Genomic DNA, 19,487 nt, shown 5'->3' on the forward strand with positions numbered 1-19,487 from the left:
GGCCCCGCCCGCGGCGTCGCACCTCGGGTCGTCAGGCCTCCCGGCGCCCGTTCACCCGGCGGGGCAGCCCCAGCGGGTTCTCGTCGCGCAGCTCCGGCGGCAGCAGCGCGGCCGGGGTGTCCTGGTAGGTGACCGGCCGCAGCCAGCGCTCGATGGCGGTGCCGCCGACCGACGTGGAGGTGGAGGTGGTCGCCGGGTACGGGCCGCCGTGGTGCTGGGCCGGGGCGACGGCGACGCCGGTCGGCCAGCCGTTGACCAGCACGCGGCCGGCGAGCGGGGTGAGCTCGGCCAGCAGTTCGGAGGCCCGGCCGTCGCTGCCTTCGCCCTCGGCCTCGGAGAGGTGGACGGTGGCGGTCAGGTTGCCCGGCAGCCGCCCGAGCACGGCCGTGATGTCGTCCTGGCTCTCGTAGCGGGCGAGCACGGTCACCGGGCCGAAGCACTCCTCCAGCAGCACATCGTGCTGCCCCTCCTCGGCGAGCAGCCGCGCCGGGACGGTCAGGAAGCCGGCGCTGACCGCGTGCTCACCGCCGGAGCCGGGGGTGACCGGGGCGTCCACCTCGGGGAGTTCGGCCCGCTCCTTGACCCCGGCGACGAAGTTGTCGCGCATGCGGTGGTCCAGCAGCACACCGGCCTCGCTGTTACTGACCGCCTCGGTGAGGGACTTCACCAGGCGGTCGCCCGCCTCGCCCGCCGGGGCCAGCACAAACCCGGGCTTGGTGCAGAACTGGCCCATGCCCAGCGTCATCGACCCGCCCAGGCCCGCGCCGATCTGCTCGGCGCGCTCGGCCGCCGCGGCCTCGGTGATCACGACCGGGTTGAGGCTGCCGAGTTCGCCGTGGAAGGGGATCGGCACCGGCCGGGCCGCGGCGGCGTCGAACAGGGCGCGCCCGCCGCGGATCGAGCCGGTGAAGCCCGCGGCGGCGATCAGCGGGTGCTTGACCAGCTCGATGCCCGCCTGGAAGCCGTGCACCACCGAGATCACGTCCACGGGCAGCCCGGAGTCCTCGGCGGCGCGGCGCAGCGCGGAGGCGGTCACCTCGGAGGTGGCGGGGTGGTCGGGGTGCGCCTTGACGACGACCGGGCAGCCCGCGGCGAGCGCGGAGGCGGTGTCGCCGCCGGGCACGGAGAAGGCGAGCGGGAAGTTGCTGGCGGAGTAGACGGCGACGACGCCGAGCGGCACCTTGTAGCGGCGCAGATCGGGCCAGGGCGGGGTCTGGGTGGCGTCCGCGTGGTCGACGCGCACGTCGAGGAAGCCGCCCTCGTCCACGACGTCGGCGAAGGCCCGCAGCTGGTAGGTGGTGCGGGCGAGCTCGCCCGTGAGCCGGACGGGGCCCAGCGCGGTCTCGGCGTCGGCCGCCTCGACGATCCGGTCCTTCGCCTCGTCGAGCCGGTCGGCGGCGGCGCGCAGGAAGGCGGCGCGCACCGTACGGTCGGCCAGGGAGCCGCGTGCCTCGTGGGCCGCCCGCACCACGCGGTCGATCTCCTCGGCGGTGGCTTCGATCGCGACCTGTTCCCGCTGCTTCCCGGTTCGGGGGTCGACGCTCCACACTGGTGCTGACACCGCGGAATCCTCCTGCTGTGTTGCCGCTGCTTGCGTCCCGCACCTCGGCTGTTGTTCGATATGCTGAACGCTGTCCCTGATAGTGAACTCTGTCGGGACTCTATGGCTGGTCGAACAAAGGGGTCAAGGCGATGTCAACTGCCGAGACGGGTGGGGCCCAGGTCAAGTCGGCGGTCCGTACGGTCGAGCTGCTGGAATTCTTCGCCGGCCGGCCCGGCATGCACAGCCTGGCCGCCGTGCAGGATGCCGTGGGCTACCCCAAGTCCTCTCTCTACATGCTGCTGCGCACCCTGGTGGAGCTCGGCTGGGTGGAGACCGACGCGACCGGCACCCGCTACGGCATCGGCGTGCGCGCCCTGCTGGTGGGCACCTCGTACATCGACGGCGACGAGGTCGTGGCCGCCGCCCGGCCGACCCTGGACCGGCTCTCCGACGACACCACCGAGACCATCCACCTCGCCCGCCTCGACGGCACCAACGTGGTCTACCTCGCCACCCGCCAGTCCCAGCACTATCTGCGCCCCTTCACCCGCGTCGGCCGCCGGCTGCCGGCCCACTCCACCTCGCTGGGCAAGGCGCTGCTGGCCACCTACTCCGACGAGCAGGTGCGCAAGATGCTGCCCGAGACCCTCGGCGCGCTCACCGAGCACACCATCACCGACCGCGAGAAGCTCATCGAGGAGCTCCACGTCATCCGCGAGCAGGGATACGCGGTGGACCGCGAGGAGAACACGCTGGGGCTGCGCTGCTTCGGTATCGCGATCCCCTACCGCACGCCTTCGCGGGACGCGATCAGCTGCTCCGTGCCGGTGGCCAGGCTCACCCCCGCCCATGAGCAGATGATCAAGGACGCCCTCTTCGACGCCCGCGACCGCCTCACCCTCGCCACCCGCCGCCTCTGACCCGCCCCTGACCCGCCCCTGACCCGCCCCTGACCCGTCTGCGCCCCTCCGGCCCGAAGGCGCGGGGCCGCTCGCCCGTACGGCGGAGGCGGATCGTCTCACGGGAGGAAGCGCGGCAGGGAGGCCGCCGGAAGACTGGTGGGCATGAAAAGAACCCTGCGCTCCTTCGCCGTCGCCGCCCCGGCGCGCCGGGGGGCGTGACGCCCGTGGCGTGGTGGCGGCGGTGCGCCCGGGCGGCGCTGGGGCGGCGGGCCCGGCTGCGCTGGGTGCATCTGGTGCTCGGCGGGGCCCTGTTGATGCCGTACTACCTGCTGGCCTGCGTCGTCCTCGTGGCGGCCGTCCCGGGCGCCCGGCCCCTCGACTCGCTGGGGTGGCAGCTCGCCGCGTACGCCGTGGCCCTGCCGCCGGCCGTACTGACCGCGCTCTTCCCACTCGTACGCCCCCTGGAGGCCACGGCCGCGCGCTCGCTGTGCGGGCTCCCCGAGCCCGCCGAACTCGCGTCCGGGCCCGCCACGTCCTGGGACGCGCGCAGCCGCGCCTCCCTGTGGTACGGGCTGCACCTGGCGCTCGGCGGCCTCGTCGGCGCGATCACCCTCGCCCTGCCGCCCGCGGCGGCGCTGCTGGTCGCGCTGCCGTTCACCGACGCGGCGTACGCCAGGGGCGTGGTCTGGCCGACCGCCTTCGAGTCCGCCCGCGTGCTCGCCCCCGCCGCCGGAATCCTGCTGCTGTCGGCCGTGGTCGCGGCGATCGCGGGCGCGGGGGCGCTGCTGGCTCGCTGTGCGCCCGCGCTGCTCGGGCCCACGCCCGCCGACCGGCTCGCCGCGGCCGAGGAGCGGGCCGCCCGCCTCGCCTCCCGCAACCGACTCGCCCGGGAGCTGCACGACTCCGTCGGGCATGCGCTGAGCGCGGTGACCCTGCAGGCGGGCGCGGCGCGCAAGGTCCTCGACGCGGACCCGGAGTTCGCCCGGCAGGCGCTTGCCGCCATCGAAGAGGCCACGCGCGCGGCGGTCGGGGAACTCGACAGCGTGCTGGGCCTGCTGCGGGAGGGCGAGGACAACGGAGGCGGGAACGAGAGCGGGAGCGGCGGGGGCCGTGCCGCCCCCGCCCCCACCCTCGCCGGCCTGGACGGGCTGCTGGCCCGGACCCGGGCGGCCGGCGTCACCGTCGTCCTGACCGCCACCGGCGGGCTCGACCGGCTGCCGCCCGCCGTGTCCCGCGAGGCGTACCGCATCGTGCAGGAAGGACTCAGCAACGCGCTGCGCCACGCGGGCCGGGTGCCGGTGAGACTGCGGATCGCCGAGCGCACCGCACAGGACAGGGAGTTGGAGATCACCATGGAGAACCCGGTGAGCCCGGTGGACCCGGTGGAACCGGCGAAGCGGGTGGGCGGGGCCGCCCGGCGGCGGCGCACCGGCGGCGGCCGCGGCCTGCGCGGGATCGCCGAGCGCACGGCGCTGCTGCGCGGCAGCTGCGCCTGGGGCCCGACCGAGGACGGCTGGCGGCTGGCGGTCCGTATCCCCCTGGGGGCGGCCCGGTGAGCGCCCCGCCGCCCTCCGCCCCGCCGGCATCCGTCCCGCCGACATCCACCCCGGCGCCGCCTCCCCTGCGCATCGTGCTCGCCGACGACGAGCGGATGGTGCGCACCGCGCTGCGCGCGATCCTGGCCGGCGAGCCGGACCTGGAGGTCGTCGGCGAGGCGGGCACTGGCGCGGAGGCCGTCCCGCTGGTCCACCAGCTGCGCCCGGACATCGTCCTGATGGACGTCCGGATGCCCGAGATCGACGGCATCCGCGCCACCGAGCGCATCCTGGCGACCATGCCCGAGCCGCCGCGCGTGATCGTCGTGACGACCTTCGAGAACGACAGCCATGTCTACGACGCGCTGCGCGCGGGGGCCAGCGGCTTTCTGCTCAAGCGGGCCCGCGCGGACGAGCTGGTGCAGGCGGTGCGGCTCGTGGCGCGCAGCGACTCGCTGCTGTTCCCGGCCGCGGTGCGGGCGCTGGCCGCCGCGCACGCCACCGGCCGCGACGACCCGGCGCGGGCGCTGCGCGACCGGCTCTCCGAGCGGGAGGCCGAGGTGCTGCGGCTGATGGCCGCCGGGCTGTCCAACGCCGAGATCGCCGGCCGGATCGCGGTGAGCCCGGCCACGGTCAAGAGCCATGTGGCCGCGGTGCTTGCCAAGCTCGGCGTACGGGACCGCACTCAGGCGGTCATCGCGGCCTACGAGTGCGGTTTCGTCAAACCGGGCTGACACGCGGGCGCCGTAGTGGTCTGCTGTGACCGATCGAGGGAACTGGGAAACCTGGGAAATCTGGGAAAGAGGAAACGCATGGAGTACGCCCGCCTGGGACAGTCCGGGATCAAGGTGTCGCGGATCTGCCTGGGGATGATGAGCTACGGCGACCCCCAGCACCGCGCGTGGCAGTTGGACATCGACGCGGCGCGGCCGATCGTGCGCCGGGCGGTGGAGAGCGGCGTGACGTTCTTCGACACCGCCGACATGTACTCCAGGGGCAGGAGCGAGGAGGTCACGGGCGAGCTGCTGCGTGAGCTCTTCTCCAGCCGGGACGACTATGTGCTGGCCACCAAGGTGTACATGCCGATGGGCGAGGGCCCCAACGACCGCGGGTTGTCCCGGAAGCACATCCTGGCGGGCATCGACGCCTCGCTGCGGCGGCTTGGCACCGACCACGTCGACCTCTACCAGATCCACCGGTGGGACCCCGAGACGCCGATCGAGGAGACCATGGAGGCGCTGCACGACGTGGTGCGGGCGGGCAAGGCGCGCTATATCGGCGCGTCGTCCATGTTCGCCTGGCAGTTCGCCAAGGCGCAGTACACGGCAGCGGCGGCGGGCTGGACCCGGTTCGTGTCGATGCAGAACCACTACAACCTGCTGTACCGGGAGGAGGAGCGGGAGATGAACCCGTTCTGCCTGGACCAGGGGGTGGGGGTGATCCCGTGGAGCCCGCTGGCGCGCGGGCTGCTCACCGGCACCCGCGACCGGCACCGCACCGGGGCGACGGTCCGGGCGGGCGAGGATCAGCTGGTCGAGAGGTGGTACGCGGACGCCGAGTTCGACATCGTGGACGCCACCCGTGCCGTGGCCGAGGAGCGCGGGGTGAGCCCGGCGCAGGTCGCGCTCGCCTGGCTGCTCGGCAAGGACGCGGTGACCGCGCCGATCGTGGGGGCCACCAAAGCCGGCCACCTGGAGGACGCGGTCGCCGCGGTCGGGCTGCGGCTCGACGAGGACGAGGTGGCCCGCCTGGAGGCGCCGTACCGCCCGCGCCCCATCATGGGTCACGGCTGATGGGACGCGAGCGGTCCGGGGCCAGGCCCAGGCCCAGGCCCAGGCCCAGGCCCAGGCTCAGGTGAGCAGCTGCTCGATCGGGTCGATCCCGAAGTAGAGGACGAACAGCGCCGCCGTTCCCCACAGCAGCCAGTGCACCTCGCGCGCCTTGCCGAGGACCGCCTTGATGAGCACGTACGCGATGAACCCGGCGCCGATGCCGTTGGTGATGGAGTAGGTGAACGGCATCACGACGATGGTGAGGAACGCCGGGATGGCGATGTCGTAGCGCTCCCACTCGATGTGCCGCACCTGGCTCATCAGCAGGAATCCCACAGCGATCAGCGCCGGGGTGGCGGCCTGGGCGGGCACCATGGTCGCCAGCGGGGTCAGGAAGAGGGCGAGCCCGAACAGCGCGCCGGTGACCACGCTGGCGAAGCCGGTGCGCGCCCCCTCGCCGACCCCGGCCGCCGACTCGATGTAGCTGGTGTTGGACGAGGCGGACGCCGCGCCGCCCGCGGCCGCCGCGACCCCGTCGATCAGCAGCACCCGGCCCAGGTTGGGCACCTTGCCGTTCTCGTCCAGCAGCCCGGCCTCGTTGCTCACGCCGACGACCGTGCCCATGGTGTCGAAGAAGTCGGACAGGATCAGGGTGAAGATCAGCAGGACGATGGTGACCACGCCGACCTGCTCGAACGCCCCGAACAGGCTGAAGGAGCCGATCAGGCCGAAGTCCGGGGTGTCGACGACCTTGTCCGGGAAGGAGGGCACGGTCAGCCCCCACGCCTGCGGCTTGATGTCGGCGACCTCGTTGATGATGACCGCGACCACGGTCGAGGCGACGATGCTGATCAGGATCGCGCCCTTGACCTTGCGCACCATCAGGGCGATGGTCAGCAGCACCCCGAGGCAGAAGACGAGCACCGGCCAGCCGGTCAGCCGCCCGGTCGCGCCGAGCTGGACCGGCACCGAACCCTCGATGCCCGGGATGCGGGTGGCGAAGCCCGCGTCGATGAAGCCGATGAAGGCGATGAACAGGCCGATGCCCACGCTGATCGCCTGCTTCAGCGGCTGCGGGATCGCGTTCATCACCGCCTCGCGCAGCCCGGTGCCCACCAGCACACAGATGATCAGGCCCTCCAGGACCACCAGGCCCATGGCGTCGGGCCAGCTCATCTGCGGGGCGATCTGGTACGCGACGACCGCGTTGAGCCCCAGGCCGGCGGCCAGCGCGAGCGGCAGATTGCCGCCGACGCCCATGAGGACCGTCATCACACAGGCGACCAGGGCGGTCGCGGTGACCAGCTGCGCACCGTCGAGATGGGCATGGAACTTGTCCTCCGCCTTGCCCAGGATGATCGGGTTCAGCACGAGGATGTAGGCCATCGTGAAGAAGGTGGCGAACCCGCCCCGGACCTCCCGGCCGAGGGTCGAACCCCGCTCGGATATCCGGAAGAACCGGTCAAGTGCGGTGCGGGACGGCGCGGTGGGGGTCGGTGCCTTGTCGGTCACCTGTCGTGCCATGTCGTGGCGCTCCTTAAGCGTGAAACAGACGCGTGCGGGGTGACTGGATTGTGCCCACTACGCGGACCGCTCAGGTTTTCGCCGTGTTACGAGATCAACTGGCCGCGCGGCGCGGTGCGGTGGGCGCCGCGACGGGCGTCACTCCATCGTCGATCCGATCTCGGTGCCGTCGGCCACCACCAGGAAGCTGGTGACGGGCAGTGAGCCGTCCTGCCGCCGGGCGCCGAGGGCCGTGACGGGGTCGGTGGTGACGAAGGGCGGGGTGGCCGCGCCTCCGGCGCGCCAGCCGCTGCCCCGCCCGGGGCTCCAGTTGTTGCCCCGGGAGACGGCCTCCGGGCCCGCGTCGGCGTTGGCGTCGCCGTTGGAGACGGCGAGGTTGCGCTCGAGGCGGGCGCGGGAGCTGGGGAAGGAGTAGCCGGCGGCCTGGTTGCCGTACGCCGTGGTGCGCCGGACGCGGATCGCTCCGCTGTTGCCGTTGGCCGAGAAACCGTACTGGGTGTTGTCCCAGGCGGCGGAGTTCCGTACGACATGGGCGGGCGAGGGGGCGGGGGCGTCGCCGCCGAGCTGGAAGCCGCTGCCGTCGCCCCGGAAGTCGCGGATGTGCCAGCGGTTCTCGCCGTTTCCGAAGGCCCATGTGTGCTCGATGGTGACCGGGCCGGCCCATCTCCACAGGTCCACGCCGTCGTCGCTGTTGTTGAACGCGCGGACTCCGGTGATCACATTGCCGCCGCCGGAGCCGTGGGTGATGGCTATGCCGTCCGCCTGCTTGCCGCCGGTGGCGTCGTCGTGGTTGTCGTACGAGTCCAGGTTGCGGATGACGTTGTTGTCGCTGCCCTTGCCGCGCAGGGTGAGCCCGGTGTCGCCGTTGCCATGGGTGGAGAGGTTGGCGAAGACGGTGCGGGTACAGGAGGTGCAGACCAGGCCGCCGCCGGGGGCGTTGCGGAATTCGATGCCCGAGACGGTCCAGTAGTCGGCGCGGAGCGAGAGCAGCGAGGAGCCGGACGAGAGCCGCGAGCCGTCGACCCGGACCTGCTCGGCGCGGTACGGCCGCAGCTCGACGCGGTCCCGGGCGGTGCCGTCGACGGAGCTGCTGAGGGTCCGGGCGGGGTAGTAGGTGCCGCCGCGCACCTCGATGACGGTGCCGGCCTTCGCGACCGAGAAGGCCTTCTCCAGCGTGCGGTACGGGGATTCGAGCGAGCCGGAGTCCCCGTCGTCGCCCTGGGGGGACACATACACGGTCGACGCCACGGCGCTCGCGCCCTCGGGCGCCGCCGTCAGATAGACGCCCGCCACGGCCGACGCCACGATGACGGCGCTGCCCAGCGGCAGCGTACGGTCCTTCCGGCGGCGGTGGCGACCGCGCTTGCGCCTCAGCCCCATTGGCAACTCCTGTTCTGCGTCGAGGGAATGGGCCGGGGGATCCTGGTCCGACCCATTCCAAGCCGTAGTTGCCGCCAACCCCAGCTTAGGTTGCCGCGCACTCGCGAATTCTTAGATTACGAAATCGGGATGGTCGCACGAGTGGCCGGGGCAAACCTTGATCATTTCGTGTTCGGAGTAGCCTCCTCACCGGTCAGGGACGGTCAGGCCGCGCACAGGACGGATCGCGGAGCCCCTGGCGCGGCGCCGGCGTACGAGACTTCGGAACCTGATAGCCTCAGGCAACTATTTCATCCGGCCGAGGCCCGGGAGGCCCGAGATGCAGCCGCGCAGCCCCAGCCGCACCGCCCGGCGGGCCGCCGCGCTCCGCGCGGCCCACCAGACACTGGACCACGGCCAACTGTTCCGCGATCCGCTGGCCGTCCGCCTGCTGGGCGCGGACGCCGACGGACTGCTCGGCGAGCTCGACGCCACCCGCACCGCGCCGGAGCGCCGGGGCATCCGCCTGTTCATCGCCGCCCGCTCGCGCTTCGCCGAGGACCATCTGGCCGCCGCCGTGGAGCGCGGCACGCGCCAACTCGTGGTCCTGGGCGCCGGTCTCGACACCCTCGCCTACCGCAATCCGCACGAGGCGGCCGGTCTGGCGGTCTTCGAGGTGGACCACCCGGCCACCCAGGAGTGGAAGCGCGAGCGCCTGTCCGGCGCCGGCATCCCGCTGCCGCCGTCGCTGACCTTCGCGCCGGTCGACTTCGAACGGGAGAGCCTGGGCGAGGGCCTGGCGGCGGCCGGCTTCGACCCGGCGCGGCCGACGTTCTTCAGCTGGCTGGGCGTGGTGCCGTATCTGACCCGCGACGCGGTGTTCGGCACGCTCGGGTACATCGCGGGCCTGCCCGGCGGTGCGGAGGCGGTCTTCGACTACAGCGAGCCGCCGAGCGCCATGACGCCGCACGCCCGCGCCGCCCACCGCGCCCGCGCGGCGCGCGTGGCCGCGCTCGGCGAGCCCTTCCTGAGCTACTTCGCACCCGAGGAGCTGGCGGCGGACCTGCGGGAGACGGGCTTCGCCGCGCTGGAGGACCTGGACGCGGTCCGGCTGCTGGCCCGCTACGCCGACGAGCACACCGCCCGGCCCCCGGGCGAGCGCCCACGCCGCTCGACGGCACACGTCGTGCGCGCCGCGACCCGCCCCCGACACCAGTGACTTCGCGGTGAACACGGGACACGGACACGCCGTGGCGTCGGCGTGTCCGTGTCCCGTGTTCACCGCAAACCCGAATGCCGGTGCAGGGAGGAGGGGAGGCCGGGCGGGGCCAGGTGACGCCCGGCCTCCCCGCTTGGGGGGTGGCGACTGTCAGAGGCGGCCCGCGCCCGCGCGTCCGTCGACGATGCCGGGCACCGCGCGCGGCGCGTCGACGCGGGTGCGCAGCGTCGGCGTCCAGCCCGCGTCGTCGCCCAGCTGCTCGTCGGGGACGCCCGCGTTGTGGGCGGCGAGGAGGCCGACCGGCTTGCCGCCCACGTAGTTGTTCTTCTCGGTGAGCGCGGTGCCCTTCCACTTCTTGATGACCTTGGCGGGGTCGACCGCGCCGGGCAGGGTGAAGGCGTTGGCCTCGGCGTGGAGCTGGGACTCGACGCCGACGCCCCAGCTGTAGGCGTAGCCGTCGGCGGGGGCGATGTAGTGGTTGTTGTAGACGTCGACCTTGCCGAAGCGGACCCGCGGGGCGCGTTCGACGATGTTCTTGAAGACGTTGTGGTGGAGGGTGACGCGGAGCTTGCCGCGGTCGGTGGCGCCCGCGCTGTCGCTGTTGCCGATCATCAGCGTCTTGTCGTGGTCGGCGAAGAGGTTCCAGGAGGCGGTGACGAGGTCGGCGCCGCGCACCACGTCGAGTTCGCCGTCGTGCTGCTGGTAGAGCTGGCCGAAGTAGCGGGGCTGGGCGCTGTCGGGGCGGCGGCCGTCGGTGAAGGTGTTGTGGTCGACCCAGACGTGGGTGGAGCCGTGGACGACGAGGTTGTCGTACTCGGAGTTCCAGGCGCCGTCCGCTCCGTCGGTCGGGTCCCAGGCGGGGAAGCAGTCGAAGGCGTCCTCGAAGGTGAGGTTGCGGACGACCACGTTGTCCACGCCGGTGACCTGGAGGCTGGCGCCCAGCAGCCGGGCGTTCCGGCCGACGCCGACGATGGTGGTGTTGGAGGGGACGGCCAGCTTGACGCGCTTCGCCTGCAGCGCGGCGGAGGCGGCGCGGGCGTCCTCCTGTGGGCCGGACGGCTGGGCGTCGCCCCAGGTGGCCGGGTCGTACGCGGCGAGGTAGGCGTCCAGGGCGTAGCCGTCGGTGGCGTAGTCGGCGCAGCTCAGCGGCTTGCCGGCGGTGTCGGTGTTGGCGTCGATGGTGCCGTTGACGTAGATGGTCCGCGGGCTGCCGTCGGAGCCGTCCAGCGCCTTGGCGAGCTGGGCCCGGTTGGTGACGGTGAAGGTGTGGGCCTTGTCGGCGCTGGCGCCGCCGGTGGTCCCGCCCTCGGCGGAGGCCCAGCCGTCGCCCGCCGGGAGAGTGTCGCGTACGGGCGCCGAGGGGGCCGCCGTGGCGGGGGCGGCGGCCAGCACGAGGGAGGCGCAGCAGAGCGCCGAGGCGAGTGAGGCGACGCGGGCATGACATCTGGGAGTGCGCATGTTGGCGGGCTCCTTGCGGGGTGTATGGGGCGTACGGGGAAGGGACGGGCAGGAGGGCGCGGGCCGCTACCAGGTGATCCAGCTGTCCGGGATCGCCTCGCCCAGGCGCCGCAGATCGGACGGGGCCAGCACGCCCCTGGCCTTGAGCTCGCGCGCCACCAGGCGGGCCACCTCGATCGCGCCGTGCGGCTGGAAGTGGGTGTTGTCCTGCCTGCCGTCGGGGTAGTTGGGCCACTCACCCGGGTCGAGCCAGTTGAAGCAGCCCTTGGTGGCCTCGGGCCCGAGCCGCTGCCACAGGGCGATGCTCGACGCCTGTACGTCGATCAGCGGCACCCCTTCGGCCCGGGCGAGGGAGCGCACCGCGTCGGGGTAGGCGCCGTGCGTGGGCTGAGCGGTGCCCATCGCGTCGAACCTGCGGCGCTCGACGGAGGTCAGCAGGACCGGCCGGGCGCCGCGGTCGCGCGCCCCCTTCAGATACAGCCGCAGATACTGCGGATAGGTGGTGGCCGGATCGGTGCCGCGGGCCGGGTCGTCGGTCTTCTCGTCGTTGTGGCCGAACTGGACGAACAGGAAGTCGCCGGGCCGGATGGCGGCCAGGATCGCCCCCAGCCGCCCCTCGTCGTAGAAGCTCTTGGAGCTGCGGCCGTTGACGGCGTGGTTGGCGACCCTCAGCCGGTCGGCGAGGAAGAAGGGCAGGGCCATCCCCCAGCCGGTCTCCGGGGCCGCCGAGGCGGCCTTCGTAGCGGCGGTGGAGTCGCCCGCGAGGTAGACGGTCACCCCGGCGCGGGGCTTGCCGCGCCCGCCGGAGCGGGCCTGGGCGGTGCCGGGCGCGGCAAGGGCGAGCGGGACGGCGGCGAGCGACACGGCCGCGTGTCTGCGGGAGAGTGACATGGCGTGCGGATGCCTTTCGTCCGGGTCACGGGGTCAGGGGTTCACGGGTGCACGCGTTCACGGGGTTGGGGGGCGAGGGGTGGGCCGGCCGCCGGTGTACGGCGGCCGGCCCGCGACGCCGACGCGCCTCAGTTGTGCTCTTTCCAGTCCGCCTGGGCCGCGTTGAGCTCCTTGGCGACCTTGTCGCAGAACTCCTTGGCGGTCATCTTGCCGAGCAGCACCTTCTGGAAGTTCGGCTCGTTGTCCGCCTTGCTGATGGTGTTCCAGTCCGGCAGGTAGTACGGCAGCTGCACCACCTTGGTCTGCGGGTCGCTGAGCGACTGCAGCGCCGCCTTGGTCGGCGGGGCCTGCTGGATCCAGGCGTCGTTCGCGGCGTCGACATTGGCCGGGATGGCGCCGACGTCCTCGTTCCAGAGGCTGTTCATCTCCGCGGAGGCCGCGAACTCGATGAACTTCCAGGCCGCCGCCTTGTTCTTGCTCGCCTTGAACAGGCCGAGGCCGTCGACCGGGTTGGAGACGATGGTGCGCGGCTGCCCCTCGGCGGACGGCGGCATCGGCACACCGGCGATCTTGTCCTTGCCGAACGCCTTCACATGGTCGGTGTAGCTGCCGAGGTTGTGCTGCAGCATGCCGATGTCGCCCTGGTCGAACTGGGCGACCATCTTGGTGAAGTCGTTGTTCAGGTCGGCGGCCGGGGTGACCTTCTTGTAGAGGCCGACGTACTTCTCCAGCGCCGCCACGTTCTTGGGGTCGTTGAGGGTGGTCTTCTCACCGTCCCAGAAGGTGTCGATCCCGGACTGGGCGTACATCATCTCCATCGCCTGGGCGATGGACCCGGCCCCGCCGCGCAAGGTGAAGCCGAACCTGTTCTTGTCCTTGTCGGTCAGCTCGTCAGCGGCTTTGTAGAAGTTGTCCCAGCTGGTGGGCGCGGGCAGGTTCTTCGCCTTGAAAAGGTCGGTCCGGTACCAGAGGGTGCCCTGGTTGGCGGAGGTCGGGACGGAGAACATCTCCTTGTCGCCGCCGCCGGCCGCGCGGACGCTCTCCACCATGTTCTTGACCAGCTTGCCGCCCAGCGGGCTGTCCTGGATGCGGTCGGTGACCGGCTCCAGGGCGTCCTGGGCGACGAGGTTGGCCAGGTACGCCGTGCCCACGCCGCCCACGTCGGGCAGGCTGTCGCCGCCGCCCTGGATGGCCGTGTCGTACTTCGACTGGACATCGGCGATCGGGATCGGCACGTACTCGACCTCGATGTCCGGGTACTTCTTCTCGAACTTGGCGATGATCTGCTTCCAGATCGCGGTCCGCGGACCGCCGTTGTTGTCCCAGAAGACGATCTTGCCCTTGCCGGACCCTTCCGACCCGGAGTTCGACCCGTCGTCCCCGCACGCGGTGGCGGACAGGGCGAGGGCGAGCGTCACGGCCACGGCCGCGGCGCCGCGCACGGCACCGCCGCTCCTGCCGGCCCCGCGGGACATCGCTGGTATCGGGTTCTTTCTCATCGTGCGCATCTCCTAGTGAGTCTGGGGTGCCCAGCCGTCGCTGCCCGCGAGGTAGTCGGCCACCTCGTGGTCCGCGGCGTCGGCGTCCGTCATCCGCGGTCGGTCGGCGGACGGGGCGGCCCCCGGTCCGGTGTTGCGGTACTCGCTGAAACGGGCTTCCTGCCAAGGGAATCCGCTCATGTCCGTCCACGGGGCGGACTTGATCGCGGCAGGCAGCCAGGTGTCGCGGATCAGCACCTGGGCGATGGCGTCCGGCTCGCCGCCGGGGTGCCAGGGGCGGCCGAGGTGGAAGGTCTGGTCGGGCGCGTCGCTGACGATCCGGCTCCGGGTGATGAGGAATCCGTACGGATTGCCCTTCCAGGTGCTCGCGGCGGTGATGTAACCGTTGTTGCTGTCGCTGCCGCGGCTGAGCGCCTTGATGGTGGAGCGCTCGATGACGGTGGTGGCGCGCCCGTAGATGAAGTCGACGTCCCCCTCGATGTACGAGTCACGGAGGTAGACCCGGCTGACGGTGGTCAGCTTGGGGCTGTCGGTCATCAGGGTGTCCTGGTTGCCCTTGAAGGCCGTGTCCGTGAGGACGATCCGGTCACCGGTCGTCTTCATGGCCAGCGCCTGCTCGCCCTTCAGGTCGTGGGCGGCCTCGTCGAAGTCGTTGACGAAGGTGAGGTGGCGGGCCGACACATCGCTCGCGGCGATCAGAACGGTGGCGCTGCCGGTGGAGCCGCCGTACTCGGCGGGGGTGTCGTGGACGATGACGGTGTCGCCGCGGTCCCGCCCGGTCCCCAGGAAGGTGAGGAGCGGCTTGTCGGCCGGGACGCGGACCTGCTCGCGGTAGGTGCCGGGCGCGATGGCGATCGTGATCCGTCCGTCGTTGCCCGACGGGACGGCGTTGACAGCGGCCTGGACGGTACGGAAGTCGCCCGAGCCGTCCGCCGCCACACGCAGCACGGTGTCCGTGCCGAGCCGGCTCTGCGGGCCGGAGAACCTCTTCACCAGGGCGGGCACGGCGGCCGCGGGGTCCAGCCGGTAGGGGTAGAAGTCGCGCGGGTCGAAGGCGTCGCCCCGGGTGTCGTGGCGGCCCGTGGTGTCGCGGGCGATGCTGCCGCGCTGGACCAGCTCGGCGGTCTCATCGGCCTGGTAGGGGTTGCGTATTTTGTCGTAGTAGCTGTTCTCGATGACCATCTTCGTCCGGCCGCGCGACCAGTTGCCGTACGTCCACACCGGGTCCTCGTCCCGGTACTGGGCGGACAGGTAGTTGTTGTAGAGGTGGGCGTGGGCGGCGTTGTCGATGGACGGGCTGCGCTGCTTGATGCCGGTGAACCAGTTGTGGTGCACGGTGATGTTCGTGGTCACGTTGTCGGTCCAGCCGAGGCCGAACGCCTTGTTGTGGTTCTTGAAGACGTTCCAGGAGACCGTGATGTAGTCGCTGTCCTTGCGGATGTCGAGCAGTCCATCGCCCATGTGCGTGAGCGTGTTGTGGTCGATCCACACGTGGTGGACGGTGTCCATCTGGATGGCGTCGAAGTCCTGGGTCTTGCCGTCCCAGTCGCCCTCGACATAGCTGTCCCGGATGGTGAGGTTCCGGATGATGACGTTGTGGGTGCCGGGGTTGAGGTGGAGCTCGCCGTGGACGATCTCCCCGGTGGTGCCGACGCCGATGAGGGTCTTGTTCGACGCGACGACGATGTCGGAGCCGAAGGGGGCCACGTCGATCGAGCCCGCGATGCGGATGATGTACGGGTCGGGGGCGGAGGCGTACGTGGTGAGGTCTTGCTGGGTGCGGACCGTTACTACTTTGCCGCCGGCGCCGCCTGTTGTGCCGCCTGCGAGCGCGGCGAAGCCGTCTGGTTTGTCTGACCAGGTTTTGGTCGGGGTTTGTGGTTGGGCTTGTGCTGTGGGGGCTTGGAACGCGGTCAGTAGTGTCAGGAGTGTGGCCAGCAGTGCGACGGTGGCCCTAACGGGTCGCGCCGTCGCTGGTGCGGGCCGTGGCCGTCTGCGGGTGGGGTTGTGCCCACCCGTTCCTCCCCCAGCTACCGCTGGGAGGTGCCCCCTCTGCGGAACGATTGCCCACAACCGGGTCATGAGGCTGCCTCCGTGTGGAAGTTTTTGAATTCGGCGTGGCCCGGTGTTCCCTGGCCCTTGGGCGCTGTGGCGAAGAGGCCCAGGAGGGCGCCGACCCAGCGCCAGGGGGTGGCGGCGAAGACCGGGCCGGAGGGGTGCCAGCCGTTGCCGTCTCCTGTGTCGGTCAGGAAGCGGCAGCGGGCGCCGCGGGAGACGTCGATCCGTAGCAGCGCTCGTCCGTCGGGGGCCTCGCGCGGGGGTTCGGCGTCCCGTTCGCGTTCGGTGGCGACGTCGGCGAAGCGGTGGACGAGGCGGGTCCCGTCCGCCGTCCGTTCCAGGCCGATCCAGCCGAACGCGTCGCCCAGGACCGCGAGCCCCGCCTTGGCGCCCGGTACCTCGCTGTGCAGGGACAGCTCGACCGTCACCGTGAACTCCTCCGCGGGCAGCCGCTGCACCAGGACGTTCGGCAGCCGCCGCAGGTCGTGTGCGTCGGCGGTGCGGTGGCAGGTCAGCCGCAGGCCGTCGCCGGCGTGGGCGCAGGTCCAGCCGGGCGCCGGGTTGGCCGTCCACGACCACTGGCGGCCGAACCGCCCGCCCGGGAAGCCGTCGTCGGTCGCCGGGGCCTCGGGGGGCTGCGGCTCCGCCTTGGGTTTGCGGTACGAGGCGACGGGCTCGCCGCGGTCGCCCATCACGGGCCAGCCGTCCTCGGCCCACTCCATGGGCTGGAGGTGCACCACCCGCCCGTACGCGCCGCGCTGCTGGAAGTGGAGGAACCAGTCCTCGCCCGCCGGGGTGTCCACCCATGCGCCCTGGTGCGGGCCGTTGACGTCGGTGCGGCCCTGGGCCAGGACGGTGCGGTGTTCGTACGGGCCGAAGAAGTCCCGCGAGCGCAGCGCGCCCTGCCAGCCGGTCTCCACGCTCCCCGCCGGGGCGAGGATCCAGAACCAGCCGTCCCGCCGGTAGAGCTTGGGCCCTTCGAGGGTGAACCAGCCGGGGATGGCGTCCGCGTCGACGATCAGCGTGCCCTCGTCCAGCAGGGCCGTGCCATCGGGGCTCATCCGGTGGCCGGTGAGCCGGTTCTTGACTCCGGCGCGGGACTTGGCCCAGGCGTGGACCAGGTAGGCCGAGCCGTCCTCGTCCCACAGCGGGCAGGGGTCGATCAGGCCCTTGCCCGCCTTGAGCAGGTGCGGCCTGGTCCACGGGCCCCGCGGCTCGGGGGCGTTGATCTGGAAGACGCCGGCGTCGGGGTCGCCCCAGAAGATCCAGAAGCGGCCGTCGTGGTGGCGGAGGCTGGGTGCCCACACCCCGCAGTCGTGGCGTGGGGCGGCGAAGGCCTCCTCGGGTTCGAGGCGTTCCAGGGCGTGTCCGATCAGCCGCCAGTTGACCAGGTCCCGGGAGTGCAGGATCGGCAGACCGGGGGCGCGGCCGAAGCTGGAGGCGGTGAGGTAGTAGTCGTCGCCGACCCGGATCGCGTCCGGGTCCGACCAGTCGGCGTTCAGCACGGGGTTGTGGTACGTGCCGTCGCCCTGGTCGGCCCGCCACACCGGCCCGCTCACGGCCCAGGTCATGCTGTGCCTCCCTTCTTCGCTTCTCCGCACACGCGGCGCAGAGGTGCCGCTGTCGCCGCCGTCCGCGGCCCGGCGGCCGCGTGCTCGTCCGCTCATACGGTGGCTCCCTTGTCGGACAGCTGCGCCCCGATACGGGCCGCCGCCTCGCGGTCCAGACGGCCGTCGGCGACCGCGGTGACGATGCGCCGGGTGACGGTGCCGGCGGGGGCGATGGCCAGCCGGCGGTCCCAGGCGAGGGCCGAGCCGACGCCCGGGTAGTCGCCGGTGCGGACGAACCATGGGTCGGCGCGGGTGTCGCCGGTGGCCCCGGCGAACACCAGCGTCCAGTCCTCGGCCGCGAGCGCCAGCCAGTCCGAGGGCCGCCCGTGCACCGCGGCCTCGCCCTCGCCGTCCGCGCTGAAGACCCGCGGCGGCTCACTGCGGCGCGGCGCGCGCCAGAAGAAGCCGCCGTAGCCCGCGCCGGGGCGGCCGTTGGTGGCGGGGCTGCCGATGGTGACGGTCTCCCCCGTCACATTGGTGAGGGCGGTGGTGAAGTCGAGCGCCCAACAACCGTCGGCTCCGTGGGAGAGGGCGCGCACCGCGACCGTGCGCCGCTCCAGCAGGAGCTGCCGTCCGCCCGCGACCCACGACAGCTCCTCCACGAAGCCGTCCGGGTCGCGCAGCAGCCAGCCCAGGTGGCGCTGTGAGCCGTGGTTGTCCAGTTCGGTGGGGCCCTGGCCGCGCACATAGGTGCGGCCGCCCCAGAAGTTGCGCCCGGCCACGTCCGGGACGGCCACGCCGACGCCCAGGTGGTGCGGGTGGTCGGCGGGGCGCGACTCGGTGACGGTGATGCCCGCCAGCGTCCGTACGGGGTGCAGATACGGGCGGGGTGAGAGGGTGCGGGGCAGCTGCGGGCGGTGGGTGTAGGTGCCGACGGGGCGTCCGTCGCAGCGCAGGACGGTGCAGGGGGGCCGGTTGGTCAGGGAACGGTTCATGTGTGGGGGACCTCCGCGGGGGGTGCGGCCCAGGGGGCGCGCAGTTCCGAGTAGAGGGCGAGGCGTTCCGCGCCGGCGGCGACCAGGTGGTCGATGCCCGGTACGACGCGGCGTTTCGCCGAGGGCGCCGCGCCGACGCCCGGCTGGGTGCGCCAGGCGTCGGCGGGGAGCCGGACCGGATCGGGGGCGGTGCGGATGGCTTCGACGACGCGCATGAACGCGCCGGTGCGCTGTGGGGGGACGAGCAGTTCCGTGCCGTCGCGCAGATGCGCGGCCAGGTTCTCCAGGAGGTCGGTCCTGGGGTGGTCGGTGGTCTCGGGCTCGTGTCCGGGGCGCTCCAGGAGCACCCGGTCGAGCTTGTACCAGAAGGTGATCCGGCCGCGGTCGCCGTGGATCAGGACGTACGGCTCGCCGGGCTGTTCGGCACAGAGCGTGGCGGCGACGGTGACAGTGCCGGTGCCTGAGCGGGCTGCGCGGGCGGTGCGCAGCCGTACGCAGGAGGTGTCGTCGGACTCGATGTCGTTGGCCCGGAACAGCTCCAGTTCGATGGAGGTGATGTCCTCGGCGCGGTCGGCGCCGTCGATGCGCAGGGCGGTGGCGACGGCGTGGGCGAGGGGGTTGGTGAGCACGCCGTCGATGACGTCGCGGCCGTCGAGGGAGCGGTGTCCGGCCCAGGGGGCGCGGGTGTAGTAGTCCTCGTCGCGGGCCCAGGCGCCGGCCGCGCCGATGCCGGTGACCTCTCCGATGGCGCCGTCGGAGATGAGTTTCCGGATCGCGGTCAGCGCGTGGGAGCCGAGCGACTGGAAGCCGATCTGACAGGCGGTGCCGAGTCTGTCCAGGCCCTCGGTCATGCGGGTGAACTCGGCGTAGGAGGGCGTGGGGGGCTTCTCCAGCAGCAGGTGGGCGCCGCGGCCGGCGGCGGCGAGGGCGAGGTCGGCGTGGGTGTGGATGGGGGTGCAGATGACGGCGATCCGGGCGCCCGTACGGGTCACCAGGTCGGCGAGGTCGGCGGACTGTTCGGGGGTGCCGAGGCCGTCGCCGAGCTCTTCGGCGGTCAGGGGGGTGAGTTCGCAGACTCCGGCGAGCCGGACCAGGCCCTGGGCGGTGAGCCGCCGGATGTTCTCCAGGTGCCAGCGGCCGTGGCCCCGGGCCCCGGCGAGTACGAGGGGTGTGGGTTCCATG

At 72.3% G+C, this 19,487-nt stretch carries 15 protein-coding genes; 5 read left to right on the forward strand and 10 right to left on the reverse strand.

The features are described from left to right. Window positions 1-31: 31 nt before the first annotated feature. Complete coding sequence (locus ACFZDL_RS37180; RefSeq protein WP_353595094.1) at window positions 32-1,561, reverse strand: aldehyde dehydrogenase (NADP(+)); 1,530 nt, start codon at window positions 1,559-1,561, stop codon at window positions 32-34. Between the two features lie 131 nt (window positions 1,562-1,692). Here ACFZDL_RS37180 and ACFZDL_RS37185 point away from each other — a divergent pair, with 131 nt between their 5' ends. The 4 genes from ACFZDL_RS37185 to ACFZDL_RS37200 all read left to right on the forward strand — a co-directional run bounded on the left by ACFZDL_RS37185 (window position 1,693) and on the right by ACFZDL_RS37200 (window position 5,773). After that, a complete protein-coding gene (locus ACFZDL_RS37185; RefSeq protein WP_353595093.1) occupies window positions 1,693-2,463 on the forward strand; it encodes an IclR family transcriptional regulator in 771 nt (256 codons plus the stop codon). A 197-nt stretch (window positions 2,464-2,660) separates the two neighbouring features. Next, the gene (locus tag ACFZDL_RS37190) at window positions 2,661-4,001 is read left to right on the forward strand and encodes a histidine kinase (RefSeq protein ID WP_353595092.1); all 1,341 of its coding nucleotides are present in this window, start codon (window positions 2,661-2,663) and stop codon (window positions 3,999-4,001) included. A 65-nt stretch (window positions 4,002-4,066) separates the two neighbouring features. Further along, window positions 4,067-4,714 carry a response regulator transcription factor gene (locus tag ACFZDL_RS37195; RefSeq protein ID WP_353595172.1) on the forward strand — a complete coding sequence of 216 codons (648 nt, stop codon included), beginning with the start codon at window positions 4,067-4,069 and terminating at the stop codon, window positions 4,712-4,714. Between the two features lie 78 nt (window positions 4,715-4,792). After that, a complete protein-coding gene (locus tag ACFZDL_RS37200) occupies window positions 4,793-5,773 on the forward strand; it encodes an aldo/keto reductase (RefSeq protein WP_353595091.1) in 981 nt (326 codons plus the stop codon). A gap of 57 nt (window positions 5,774-5,830) precedes the next feature. Here the strand turns inward: ACFZDL_RS37200 and ACFZDL_RS37205 are convergent, their stop codons facing one another. After that, window positions 5,831-7,276 (reverse strand): NCS2 family permease, encoded by a 1,446-nt coding sequence (locus tag ACFZDL_RS37205; protein ID WP_353595090.1) that lies wholly within the window; start codon window positions 7,274-7,276, stop codon window positions 5,831-5,833. Window positions 7,277-7,414: 138 nt separating this feature from the next. After that, window positions 7,415-8,656, reverse strand: coding sequence for a right-handed parallel beta-helix repeat-containing protein (locus tag ACFZDL_RS37210; RefSeq protein WP_353595089.1), 1,242 nt, complete (start codon window positions 8,654-8,656; stop codon window positions 7,415-7,417). Window positions 8,657-8,975: 319 nt separating this feature from the next. On the opposite strand from ACFZDL_RS37210, the gene ACFZDL_RS37215 reads away from it, so the two are divergent. Further along, window positions 8,976-9,854, forward strand: a complete 879-nt coding sequence (locus tag ACFZDL_RS37215; protein ID WP_353595088.1) for a class I SAM-dependent methyltransferase — start codon at window positions 8,976-8,978, stop codon at window positions 9,852-9,854. 150 nt (window positions 9,855-10,004) lie between these two features. Here the strand turns inward: ACFZDL_RS37215 and ACFZDL_RS37220 are convergent, their stop codons facing one another. The 7 genes from ACFZDL_RS37220 to ACFZDL_RS37250 all read right to left on the reverse strand — a co-directional run bounded on the left by ACFZDL_RS37220 (window position 10,005) and on the right by ACFZDL_RS37250 (window position 19,486). Beyond that, window positions 10,005-11,312 (reverse strand): pectate lyase, encoded by a 1,308-nt coding sequence (locus tag ACFZDL_RS37220; protein WP_353595087.1) that lies wholly within the window; start codon window positions 11,310-11,312, stop codon window positions 10,005-10,007. Between the two features lie 66 nt (window positions 11,313-11,378). Continuing rightward, window positions 11,379-12,203, reverse strand: a complete 825-nt coding sequence (locus ACFZDL_RS37225; RefSeq protein ID WP_353595086.1) for a rhamnogalacturonan acetylesterase — start codon at window positions 12,201-12,203, stop codon at window positions 11,379-11,381. 128 nt (window positions 12,204-12,331) lie between these two features. After that, window positions 12,332-13,678 carry a sugar ABC transporter substrate-binding protein gene (locus tag ACFZDL_RS37230; protein ID WP_353595171.1) on the reverse strand — a complete coding sequence of 449 codons (1,347 nt, stop codon included), beginning with the start codon at window positions 13,676-13,678 and terminating at the stop codon, window positions 12,332-12,334. A 36-nt stretch (window positions 13,679-13,714) separates the two neighbouring features. Beyond that, window positions 13,715-15,619, reverse strand: coding sequence for a pectinesterase family protein (locus ACFZDL_RS37235; RefSeq protein WP_353595170.1), 1,905 nt, complete (start codon window positions 15,617-15,619; stop codon window positions 13,715-13,717). 161 nt (window positions 15,620-15,780) lie between these two features. Beyond that, complete coding sequence (locus ACFZDL_RS37240; RefSeq protein ID WP_353595085.1) at window positions 15,781-17,331, reverse strand: glycoside hydrolase 43 family protein; 1,551 nt, start codon at window positions 17,329-17,331, stop codon at window positions 15,781-15,783. A 92-nt stretch (window positions 17,332-17,423) separates the two neighbouring features. After that, entirely contained in the window at window positions 17,424-18,305 is an 882-nt protein-coding gene (locus tag ACFZDL_RS37245; protein WP_353595084.1) for a PmoA family protein, read from the reverse strand. Next, on the reverse strand, window positions 18,302-19,486 hold the full coding sequence (locus ACFZDL_RS37250) for a Gfo/Idh/MocA family oxidoreductase (RefSeq protein WP_353595083.1): 1,185 nt from the start codon (window positions 19,484-19,486) through the stop codon (window positions 18,302-18,304). The genes ACFZDL_RS37245 and ACFZDL_RS37250 overlap by 4 nt, the downstream gene beginning before the upstream one ends. Between the last annotated feature and the right edge of the window lies 1 nt (window position 19,487).

Origin of the sequence: Streptomyces sp. NPDC007917, from assembly GCF_042959105.1 — a bacterium.
GTDB lineage: Bacteria > Actinomycetota > Actinomycetes > Streptomycetales > Streptomycetaceae > Streptomyces.

Coding starts and splice junctions, on each gene's coding strand:
- ACFZDL_RS37185 (WP_353595093.1), top strand. CDS start 1,693: ATGTCAACTGCCGAGACGGGTGGGGCCCAGGTCAAGTCGGCGGTCCGT.
- ACFZDL_RS37200 (WP_353595091.1), top strand. CDS start 4,793: ATGGAGTACGCCCGCCTGGGACAGTCCGGGATCAAGGTGTCGCGGATC.
- ACFZDL_RS37205 (WP_353595090.1), bottom strand. CDS start 7,276: ATGGCACGACAGGTGACCGACAAGGCACCGACCCCCACCGCGCCGTCC.
- ACFZDL_RS37210 (WP_353595089.1), bottom strand. CDS start 8,656: ATGGGGCTGAGGCGCAAGCGCGGTCGCCACCGCCGCCGGAAGGACCGT.
- ACFZDL_RS37215 (WP_353595088.1), top strand. CDS start 8,976: ATGCAGCCGCGCAGCCCCAGCCGCACCGCCCGGCGGGCCGCCGCGCTC.
- ACFZDL_RS37220 (WP_353595087.1), bottom strand. CDS start 11,312: ATGCGCACTCCCAGATGTCATGCCCGCGTCGCCTCACTCGCCTCGGCG.
- ACFZDL_RS37225 (WP_353595086.1), bottom strand. CDS start 12,203: ATGTCACTCTCCCGCAGACACGCGGCCGTGTCGCTCGCCGCCGTCCCG.
- ACFZDL_RS37230 (WP_353595171.1), bottom strand. CDS start 13,678: ATGTCCCGCGGGGCCGGCAGGAGCGGCGGTGCCGTGCGCGGCGCCGCG.
- ACFZDL_RS37240 (WP_353595085.1), bottom strand. CDS start 17,331: ATGACCTGGGCCGTGAGCGGGCCGGTGTGGCGGGCCGACCAGGGCGAC.
- ACFZDL_RS37245 (WP_353595084.1), bottom strand. CDS start 18,305: ATGAACCGTTCCCTGACCAACCGGCCCCCCTGCACCGTCCTGCGCTGC.
- ACFZDL_RS37250 (WP_353595083.1), bottom strand. CDS start 19,486: ATGGAACCCACACCCCTCGTACTCGCCGGGGCCCGGGGCCACGGCCGC.